The organism is Streptomyces boluensis, from assembly GCF_009908195.1.
In the GTDB taxonomy this organism is placed as follows: domain Bacteria; phylum Actinomycetota; class Actinomycetes; order Streptomycetales; family Streptomycetaceae; genus Streptomyces; species Streptomyces boluensis.
Genome location: NZ_JAAAHS010000290.1, coordinates 1 through 9,931 on the forward strand (window position 1 = coordinate 1; position 9,931 = coordinate 9,931).

Below are 9,931 nucleotides of genomic sequence, written 5' to 3' on the forward strand. Positions count from 1 at the left end.
CCCATACTGACGACCAAATCGATTTGGCCAAATCGATTTGGCTCTCCGTCCAGGGCCGGATCGCGGCTGAAGAATCCGAGCGTGTGCCGTACGCCCGAACGGAGCCCGAACGTGTCCAGTCCCCGCCAGAGCCGGCCAGGACCCGCGCCCTCGCCCACCCCAGGCCGCGCAGCGGCCGCCCAGCCGGTCGAGGAGTCCCCCGACTCCACCGACCACCCGCCCATGCATGCCGACCACCGCCCCGTGGACGCCGACGAGCGTCCCGCAGGCGCCGATCACCGTCCCGCGGATGCCGTCGCGACCGGCGACGGCAGCCCTCCGCCTGTGCATCCCGTCGACGAGTCACGCCCCCTGGGGCGGATCCTCCTCTTCGGGGTTCAGCATGTGCTCGTCATGGCCGCCACCCCCATCTCGGCGATCTTCCTGATGAGTGCGACGCTCGGCCTCGGTGCCGGGCTCACCGTCGATCTGCTGTCCGCCGCGTTCGTGCTGTCCGGTGTCGGGTCGCTGATCCAGTCGCTCGGGCCGTGGAAGTTCGGGCCCCGGCTGCCGTTCGTGATGCTGCCGGGCGGTGCGCCGCTCATCCTGTTCCTCGCCATCGCCGAGCAGCACGGTGTGCGTACCGCGACCGGTGCGGTCGTCCTGACCGCGTTGTTCTGCTTTGTCGTGCTGCCGGTGTTCTCGCGGCTGCTCAGGTTCTTCCCCGCCCTGGTCATCGGCACGATGATCGTGATCGTCGGCGTCAACCTGGTGAAGGTGGGCGCGGTGCTCGTCACCGGGCGCCCCGGCACACCGGGCTTCGCCGATCCCGGCAACCTCGGGCTCGGCATGGCGACGATCGGGTTCACCGTCGTCTTCTACCTCCTCTTCTCCGGCGTACTGCGCCAACTCGCCGTCATGCTCGGCCTGTTGGGCGGCACCGTGCTCGCGGTCGTGACCGGTGCGGTCGACCTCGGGCAGGCGGCCGGGGGCGGTCTGGTGAACGTGCCGCAGCTGATGCCGTTCGGCTCGCCGGAGTTCAATCTCGTCGCCGCGCTGCCGCTGATGCTCTACAGCCTGGCCTCGATGGCCGAGGCCACCGGGCAGACCGTCATCAACGCGGAGGCCGTCGGCAAGAAGATCGACACCCGCACCGATGTGCCGAAGACGGTCCGGGGTGACGCGCTCACCTCGCTGTTCGGTGGCTTCTTCGGGCTTCCGCTGATCGTCACCAGCGGCGAGAACATCGGCATCGTCCGGGTCACGGGCGTACGCAGCCGCTATGTCACCGCCGCGGCCGGTGTGGTGCTCATCGTCATCGGCTTCCTCGCCCCGGTGACGCGGGTCATCAGCGTCATCCCGTCCGCGGTCGTCGGCGGCACCGCCATGGTCGTGTTCGCCGTCATCACCGTGCTCGGCATCCAGATGCTCGGCCGCAGCGACCTCGACAAGCACACCAGCACGTTCATCTGTGCCGTCGCGCTCGCGCTCGGCCTGCTGCCCATCCTCGTGCCGGGCGTGTACGGCGGCTTCCCGCCGAACGTCCGCATCCTGCTCGAAAGCGGCGTCGCCGTCGGCGCGTTCACCGCCGCCGTCCTCAACGTCCTCTTCCATCACGTCAGGCCGGGCATCGCCGCCCGCCTGGGCACCACCCGTACAGAAAGCGAACGATGAACAAGCCCGACCCCAAGTCGCTCTCCTCCCCCGGCCCGCTGCTCCTCGCCCCCGGCGCGGTCATGCTGCCCGAAGGTCCCGTCGACGGCCTCGCGGTCGTGGTCGACGGCGGCCGGTTCGAGGCCGTCGGTCCTGTGGACGAGTTGGCGCGTACGTATCCGGAACTGCGGGCCGTACCGCTGCCGGGGCAACTCCTCATGCCCGGGTTCGTCGACGCGCACCACCACCTCACGCAGAGCTTCGGCTCGGCGCTCGCCTTCGGGGAGCCCTCGGAGATCTTCCGCCGGGTGTGGGTGCCGCTGGAAGGCGCGCTGGACGAGGAATCGGCTTACGTCGCGGCCAAGTTGGCGGCGTACGAGGCACTCCGTGGCGGTTTCACCACGGTCGCTGACGCCGGTACGCGGGCCGATGTCGATGTGGAGGTCGTCGCGGCCGCCGCGCGGGACGCCGGGATCCGGTGTGTTCTCGGCCTTGTCTGCAACGACGCCGACGACGACCCGGAGGGTACGGACCGGTCCGTTCTCTCCGGCGCCGAGAAGCATTTGGCCCGGTACGCGGACGACCCGCTCGTCCATGCCTCGCTGGCCGTGTCCATCCCCGAGGCCGCCACGGAGGCGACGTTGCGGGGCACCGCGCGGCTCGCCGCCGAGGCCGGGGCGGTCGTGCAGATCCATGTGAACGAGCACCTCGCCGGGGTGGAGCGTTCGCTGGTACGGCACGGCCTTCGGCCCCTTGAGTATCTGCACAGCATCGGCGCGCTCGGGCCCCAACTCCTGGGCGCACACGCCACGTTGCTGACGCCGCGCGAGCTGACGCTGCTCGCCGACACCGGTACGGCGGTGAGTTACAACCCGGTCGCCAGCGCGTGGAAGGGCAACGCCGTCGCGCCCGCGACCGCGATGGCCGAGCGCGGTGTGCGGTTCGGGCTCGGCACGGACGGGACGCGCGGTGACGGCTTCCGGCTCACGGAGGCCGCGGAGTTCGCCCAGCGCCTCACGTACGGACTCGCCACCGGCGACTCGTCGTGCGGTGCGGGCTGGACGTGGCTGGAGCACGCCACCCGTGGCGGCGCCGACGTGCTCGGCCTGGGTGCGCGCACGGGTACCGTCGCCGCGGGTCTGGCCGCCGACTTCCTGCTCGTCGACATCGAGACGCCCGAGCTGGCGTTCTCCTGGGACCTGCCCTGGGAGTTGGTGCGGCGCGGCAACCGGGACCAGATCACGGCCGTGTTCGTCGAGGGCCGGCTCCGGATGTGGCACGGCCTGCCCACCGACTGGGACGGGCCTGAACTGGTGCGCAGGGCAGCCGAGTTGGCGCGTTCCGTGGTGGGTCGGGCCGCTGTCACGCGAGCGCACCCCACGTCCATGGTGGCGCGCGAGCGGGAGCGGGGCACGGCGCTGTGAGTGTGGTGACGTTGGCCGTGCTCGCGGTCACGGTGGTGGTCGCCGCGTTCGTGCAGGGCAGCAGTGGTCTGGGGTTCGCGCTGATCGTGGCGCCCGTGGCCGGGATCGTCGATCCCGGCCTGGTCCCGGTGTTCGTCCTGGCGTCGATGATTCCGCTGAACCTGTACGTCGCCTGGCGCGAGCGGGCCTCGCTCGACCTGCGGGGCGCGGGCTGGATCACGGGGGCGCGGCTTGCCGCGACCCCGGCCGGGCTCGCGCTGCTCTGGCTGATCCCGGAGCGCAGCCTCGGCCTGTTCGTCGGGGTCGCGACGGTCCTCGCGGCGCTGGTGAGTCTGGCCGCGCCCGCGTTCACACCCGGCCGGGGCGCGTTCCTCGGCGCGGGCGCGGTGACCGGCCTCACGGAGACGGCGACCGGGGTGGGCGGTCCGCCGCTCGCCCTCGTGTACCAGCACCGGTCCCCCGCCGAGCTGCGTTCGACGGTGGCCGCGTGCTTCCTCGTGGGTGAAGTCGCCTCGCTGGCCTTGCTGTTCGCGACCGGCAAGGCCGAGGTGGCGGAGGTCGGCGACGCGCTGCTGCTGTTGCCCGCGATCGCCGTGGGCGCGTGGCTGAGCCGCCTGGTCCACCACCGCCTGGACGCGCGCAGGATGCGGCTGTTCGTGCTGGTCTTCGCGCTGGTGTCGGGGCTTGTGCTGATGCTCGGGTTCTGAGCGGAGGCGGAGGCGGCGGCCGTACCGGGCCGGCCCTCGCGGGCCGGCCCGGTTCACTCGGGGCGCGGTGTCCGCCCCGATCACTCGGGGCGCGGTGTCCGTACCGACGAGGCCCTGATGATCAGTTGGGGCTCCGGTGCCATCGCCGTCGACGTGGTGTCGGTGTCGCCGCGCAGCCGCGCCAGGAGCAGGTCGACCGCCGCGGCCGCCACCTGGTCCAGGTGCAGGTCGACGGCGGTCAGGGGCGGTTCGCAGGTGCGGGCGCGCAGCCCGTCGTACCGCGTGACGACCATGACGTCGTCGGGTACGGAGCGGCCGCTGTCCCGGATGGCCTTGACCGCACCGACGGCGAAGGCGTCCACGAGGGCGCAGACCGCGTCGACTTCGGGGTGTTCGGCGAGCAGGGCGGCGCACTGTTCGTACCCGGCCTGTTCGCCGCCGGACTCCGGGACCCGCCGCACGATCGGCTGCCAGCCGTGTGCGGCGGCGCTGCGTTCGTACGCGGCGAGCGCGTCGACGGTGGAGTGCCGGGCGCCCGATCCGACGATCAGCGCCGGGTGCTCCGAGCCCTGTGCGTGCAGGTGGGCCAGGAGCACGTCCGCGACCTGCCCGCCGCGCAGGTCGACGTACGGGGCGTCGTCGTCGGGTGCCACCGGCCGGCCGAGGGCGACGTACGGCAGCCCGCGCTCGCGGAGTTGGGCCACGGCGGCGTCCTGCGCGTCGGGTTCGACGACGATGGCGCCGTCGATGTCGACGGAGTACAGCGCGGACCCCGACTGCACGGGCGGCACAAGGACGAGTGCGTAGTCGTGCAGCAGCGCGCTCTCCGCGGCGGCGGCCGCGACCTCCATGTAGAAGCCCAGCCGGGACGGCCCGCCCGCCACCGCGAACGGCATCGACGAGGCGAGCGCGATGGCCTTGGCCTGGCCGCGACGCAGGCGCTGGGCGCGGAGGTTGGGCCGGTAGCCGAGTTCGGCCGCGACCTTCTTGATCCGTTCCCGCGTCCGGGGGTCGACCTTGCCGAGCCCGTTGAGGGAATGCGACACGGTCGTACGCGAGACCCCGGCGACGCGTGCGACATCGCTGATCGTCGGCGGCCTCGGGTGGGAGGCGGAAGTGGCCATCGGCGCGGATGCTCCTCGCTCACGGGGGACGGTGCGTACAGCCATTTTCGCCGACGCCACGAGAGGTCGGGACCGGTGGTGTGCAAAGCGGGGTGCGGAACTGGGTGCGGAACGGGGCGCGGTTGACATGCGGTTGACATCTGCGGGGCACTGGCTACTCTCGATATTGCTAAGAATATTGGTAGTCAATGAACTGAGGTAAGATGAGCGCCGACCCGACCACCGAGCCGTACCGGTGGCGCTGGCTGATCCTCGTGGTGATGATCGTCGCCGAGGTCATGGACCTCCTGGACGCGTCGATCGTCAACGTCGCAGGTCCCGCGCTCGAGGAGTCCCTCGGTGCCAGTTCCGTCGGCCTGCAGTGGGTGATCGGCGGCTATGCCCTCACGCTGGGGGCCGGCCTGGTCCTGGGCGGCCGGCTCGGTGACCGCTATGGGCGGCGCCGGATGTTCCTGACCGGCCTTGCGGCCTTCACGCTCAGCTCGCTGCTGTGCGCGCTGTCGCCGAACATCGAGTCGCTGATCGCCTTCCGGCTGCTCCAGGGCACCGCCGGAGCGATGCTGCTCCCGCAGGGCCTGGGCCTGCTGCGCGAGAACTTCTCCGGGCCCGAACTCACCAAGGTCTTCGCGATCTTCGGTCCTGTGCTCGGCCTGGGCGGCATCATCGGCCCGGTGCTGGGCGGCTTTCTCATCGAGGGCGACTTCTTCGGCCTCGGGTGGCGCTCGGTGTTCCTGGTCAACCTGCCCGTCGGGCTTGCCGCCCTGGCCATCGCGGCGAAGTTCGTCCCGAGGAAGCGGGGCGACCGCACCGTGCGGGTCGACCTGGCCGGCGCGGGCCTGGTCGTGGCGTCCTGCGCGCTGCTCGTGCTGCCGCTGAACCAGGGTCAGGAGGACGGCTGGCCGCTGTGGACCTGGCTGTGCATGGCCGCCTCGGTCGTCGGATTCGGCCTGTTCGCGCTGCAGCAGCGCCGCACCGCCGCGGCGGGCCGCGAGCCCCTGGTGACCCCGGGCCTGCTGCGCAAGCCCGCCTTCACCGTCGGGCTCGGCGGTATCGCCCTGTTCTTCGGCGGGCTGATCGGCACGCAACTCGTGCTCACGCTGTTCCTGCAGATCGGCCAGCACTTCAGCGCCGGGGACGCGGGCCTTGGCAACCTGCCGCTCGCGGTGGGTACGGCGATCGGCGGCGCGGTCAGCGGCGCGTTCCTCGCCGACAAGATCGGCCGCAAGGTCCTCCAGGTCGGGCCGGTGATTCAACTCGCCGGTGCGGCGGTGCTCTGGTTCGAACTCGGCAGCCTGAGCGCCGGTTCGTTCTCGATCTGGGACATCGCCCCGGGTGTGGCGGTGGCCGGTGTCGGAGCGGGCATGGTGATCGCCGCGCTGTTCAGCTTCATCCTCGCCGCGGTCGACGACGACGAGATCGGCTCCGCCTCCGGCGTGCTGTCCGCGGTACAGGCCATCGGCGGCTCCATCGGTGTGGCGATCTTCGGCTCGGTGTTCTTCGCGCAGGCCAAGACCGGCGACTTCACCACCGGCTTCCACCACGCGCTGATCGTCCAGGCGTGCCTCCTCGCGGCGTTCCTGGCCATCACCTTCCTGCTGCCGAGGAAGGGCCGGCCCGAGGAGGAGCAGCACGGCGTCAACTCCGCTGCCTCCGAGGGCAGTTCGGCCGGCCCCGGCGCGAAGCAGGACGTCACGGTGTGATCCCCGGACCGGCGCGCGGGGAGCGCAGGAGAGCCAGGTCGGACACGGCGCGGGACGAGAGGGAGCGCGATGACCCATCGGAATGTGCTGATCGCGGGAGCGGGCATCGCCGGCCCGGCCCTCGCCTACTGGCTGCACCGCCACGGCCTCGCGGCCACGGTCGTCGAGCGCGCCCCCGCCGTACGGGAGGGCGGACAGACCGTGGACCTGCGCGGCGCCGGACGCGCCGTGGCCCGCAAGATGGGACTTGAACGGACGCTGCACGCCCACGCCACCCGCGAGGAAGGCATCCGGTTCGTCGACCGGGCGGACCACGGGAAGGCCGCTCTCCCCTCCGGAGCCTTCGGCGGACGGGGCCCGGTCGCCGAGCTCGAGATCCTCCGCGCCGACCTGTCCCGCCTCTTGTACGAGGAGACGCGGCCCTACACCGAGTACCTGTTCGCCGACGAGATCACCGAGTTGTCGCAGCGCGACGAGCGGGTGCGGGTCACGTTCCGCGGCGGTGCCGAGCGGGTCTTCGACCTCGTCGTCGCCGCCGACGGCGCCCACTCCCGCACCCGTGACCTCGCTTTCGGCGGTCCAGGCCGTCCAGGCCGTCCCGGCGACGCGGCGGACACCCGGCCCGTAGGCCTGACGACCGCCTACTTCACCATCCCCGGTGAGCCCGCCGACGGGCGCTGGGCACGCTGGTACAACGCTCCGGGGGGACGCGTGGTGACCCTGCGCCCCGACAACCGCGGCACCGCGCGCGCCTCGCTGTCGTTCCTCTCCCCGCCGCACGCGGACGAGCAGCACGAGAAGTTGGTGCCGGAAGCGCAGAAGCAGCTCCTGCACCGCGTCTTCCGTGACGCCGGCTGGGAGACGGCCCGCGTCCTGGCGGCCATGGACACCGCGCCGGACTTCTGCCTCGACCGCGTCAGCCAGGTCCGCATGCCCCGCTGGTCCCACGGCCGCGTCGCCGTGCTCGGGGACGCCGGGTACTGCCCCTCGCCCCTGAGCGGCATGGGCACCAGCCTCGCCCTCACCGGCGCGTACGTCCTGGCCGGTGAACTCGCCCACCATGCCCGCCACGAACGGGCGTTCACCCGCTACGAGGAGATCCTGCGCCCCTACGCCGAGCGGGCCCAGGACCTGCCGCCCGGCGTACCGCGCGTCGCCGTACCCCGTACGCGGGCGGGCATCCGCACCCTTCACCTGGTCCTGCGGGCCGCTGCCCGGCCCCGCGTGGCCGGGCGCCTGAACCGCTTCTTCGTCCCGCCCGCCGACACCTTCGCCCTGCCCTCCTACAGCCTGTAGCTCTCACGCATCATTGACTGCCAACGCCTTCAGCGATCCAGGAGCACCTTCCACGCCATGACGGCCAACCAGCCCACCGATCCCCAGCCCACCGATGCCCGGCCCGCGGCCCCGGCGGAGGGTCCCATCCGCGACCAGCTGCGGAACCTGACCCGCCGCCAGCAGCGGTTCGAGCGGTACCTGGGCCGGCAGATGCACGTCGATCCCGCCGGGCTCGCGGTGATGGACCGGCTCGTCAGCGCCGGACCGGCGACGCCGAGCGAACTGGCACGCGAACTCAGTACGTCGACGGCGGCGATGACGCTGGTCATCGACCGCCTGGCGGACGGCGGGCATGTGAGCCGGCAGCCGCATCCCAGCGACCGGCGCAAGGTGCTCGTGACACCGGCGGAGCGCTGGGAGGAGGCCGCGTTCGAACACGTCGAGCCCCTGGTCGTCGGCATCGGCGCGATCGCGGAGTCCATGACCGCCGAGGAGCAGGCCACGGTGGCGGCGTTCCTCGAGCGGGCGGTGGCCGCCTACGACCGGGCGACCAAGGCGTAGGCGGCCCACCCTCATCGCGGCTTCTCCTCGTGGTCGTGGAGGCAGGTTCCTGTCACGCCTCGGTCGGTAGCCCGGCGCCCTTCTGTCGGGGCACGCCGGTGCTCGGGCGCTCGGGTACGGCGCCCGCGTCGCGGGGGTCGGTGAGGTCGCGGTCGAGGGTTTCGGGGGCCTTGAGGGCGGCCCACGTACTGACGGCCGCGATCAGCATCATGTACGCGGCGATCGGGACCCACGAGCCGCCGAAGGCGGTCTGCAGTCCGGCCGCGACGAGCGGTGCGATGCCTCCGCCGAGTACGGCGGAGATCTCGCGGCCCATGGTGACCCCGGCGTAGCGGTAGCGGCTGCCGAACAGTTCGGGGAAGAAACTGGTCTGGACGCCGACCGATCCGTACGCGGGCAGGATGAAGCCGAGGCAGATCACGATGGTGATGGCCACCGCGGAGCCGGTGTTGACGGCGAGGAACGCCGGTACGGGCAGCACCACGAGGGACGCCATGAGCGCGGCGTACACGGGCCGTCGGCCGAGCCGGTCGGAGAGGGTGCCGAAGCCGAAGGCGGCGACCGATCCGCAGAGCGCGCCGAGCAGCAGCGCCTTGGGCGGGAAGTCCTCGGCGACGCCGACCGTGGTGATCAGGTAGGACGCCATGAAGACCTGGAAGGTGTACGACTGGGCGTTGGAGCCGACGTTCATGAGGATGACGAGGAGCAGCGGCTTGCGGCCGCGGGTGAAGACCTCCTTGACGGGCGCCGGGGGCTCCGCCCGGTCCTGCTTGATCTCCTCGAAGACGGGGCTCTCGCGCAGCTTCCGCCGCAGGATCAGCGCGGTGACCGTGACGAGCAGGCTGCTGGCGAAGACGAGGCGCCAGCCCCAGGTCAACACCGCCTCATCGGGCAGGAGTTGGACGAGGATCCAGGCGGCGGCGCCGAGTGCCGTGCCGAGTGCCGCCCCGGACATCACCAGGGACGCGGTACGCCCGCGGCGGCCTGGCCGCGCGGTCTCGGTGAGGAGGGTGGCGCCGCCGGACTGTTCGGCACCGGCGCCGAGGCCCTGCGCCATGCGGCAGATCAGCAGCAGGATCGGGGCGAGGATGCCGACGTGCCCGTACGTGGGGAGGAAGCCGATGGCGAGGGTGGAGCCGCCCATGAGCAGCAGCGTCATCACCAGGACCCACTTGCGGCCGAGCCGGTCGCCGTAGCGGGAGAAGAAGAGGCCGCCGAGGGGACGGGCGGCGAAGCCGACGGCGTACGTGGAGAAGCTGGCGAGGATGCCCGCGGCGGGCGAGATGTTGGGGAAGAAGAGTTTGCTGAAGACCAGGGCCGACGCGGTGCCGTAGATGACGAAGTCGTACTGCTCCAGGGCGGTGCCGATGAATCCGGCCCAGGCAGCTCGTCTGGCGGAGGGCGTGGAGGGCACAGAGGGCGCGGAGGCGGGTGATGTGGCCGACTTGGCCGAATCAGCCTTCGGGGAGGGGGAGTTGGGGGTCACGATCCACACTTCCTTGGGT

8 protein-coding genes are annotated in these 9,931 nt (G+C 71.8%); 6 read left to right on the plus strand and 2 right to left on the minus strand.

What is annotated here, in order from left to right; genetic code table 11:
* The first annotated feature begins 111 nt into the window (after positions 1-111).
* From GUY60_RS27840 to GUY60_RS27850, 3 genes are read left to right on the plus strand one after another with little or no spacing between them, the layout of a single operon-like run.
* Positions 112-1,653, plus strand: a complete 1,542-nt coding sequence (locus GUY60_RS27840; RefSeq protein ID WP_312866453.1) for a uracil-xanthine permease family protein — start codon at positions 112-114, stop codon at positions 1,651-1,653.
* Entirely contained in the window at positions 1,650-3,056 is a 1,407-nt protein-coding gene (locus GUY60_RS27845; RefSeq protein ID WP_161702671.1) for an amidohydrolase family protein, read from the plus strand. The genes GUY60_RS27840 and GUY60_RS27845 overlap by 4 nt, the downstream gene beginning before the upstream one ends.
* A complete protein-coding gene (locus GUY60_RS27850) occupies positions 3,053-3,763 on the plus strand; it encodes a sulfite exporter TauE/SafE family protein (RefSeq protein WP_161702673.1) in 711 nt (236 codons plus the stop codon). Before GUY60_RS27845 ends, GUY60_RS27850 begins: the two co-directional genes overlap by 4 nt.
* 80 nt (positions 3,764-3,843) lie before the next feature.
* Here the strand turns inward: GUY60_RS27850 and GUY60_RS27855 are convergent, their stop codons facing one another.
* A complete protein-coding gene (locus GUY60_RS27855) occupies positions 3,844-4,887 on the minus strand; it encodes a LacI family DNA-binding transcriptional regulator (RefSeq protein ID WP_161702675.1) in 1,044 nt (347 codons plus the stop codon).
* Between the two features lie 203 nt (positions 4,888-5,090).
* Between GUY60_RS27855 and GUY60_RS27860 the strand changes: the two genes are divergently transcribed.
* The 3 genes from GUY60_RS27860 to GUY60_RS27870 all read left to right on the plus strand — a co-directional run bounded on the left by GUY60_RS27860 (position 5,091) and on the right by GUY60_RS27870 (position 8,426).
* Positions 5,091-6,587 carry an MFS transporter gene (locus GUY60_RS27860; RefSeq protein WP_161702677.1) on the plus strand — a complete coding sequence of 499 codons (1,497 nt, stop codon included), beginning with the start codon at positions 5,091-5,093 and terminating at the stop codon, positions 6,585-6,587.
* Between the two features lie 69 nt (positions 6,588-6,656).
* A complete protein-coding gene (locus tag GUY60_RS27865; RefSeq protein WP_187370144.1) occupies positions 6,657-7,883 on the plus strand; it encodes an FAD-dependent monooxygenase in 1,227 nt (408 codons plus the stop codon).
* A gap of 57 nt (positions 7,884-7,940) precedes the next feature.
* Positions 7,941-8,426 (plus strand): MarR family winged helix-turn-helix transcriptional regulator, encoded by a 486-nt coding sequence (locus GUY60_RS27870; RefSeq protein WP_161702679.1) that lies wholly within the window; start codon positions 7,941-7,943, stop codon positions 8,424-8,426.
* Positions 8,427-8,478: 52 nt separating this feature from the next.
* Here the strand turns inward: GUY60_RS27870 and GUY60_RS27875 are convergent, their stop codons facing one another.
* Positions 8,479-9,921 (minus strand): MFS transporter, encoded by a 1,443-nt coding sequence (locus tag GUY60_RS27875; RefSeq protein WP_312866454.1) that lies wholly within the window; start codon positions 9,919-9,921, stop codon positions 8,479-8,481.
* Positions 9,922-9,931 lie beyond the last annotated feature (10 nt).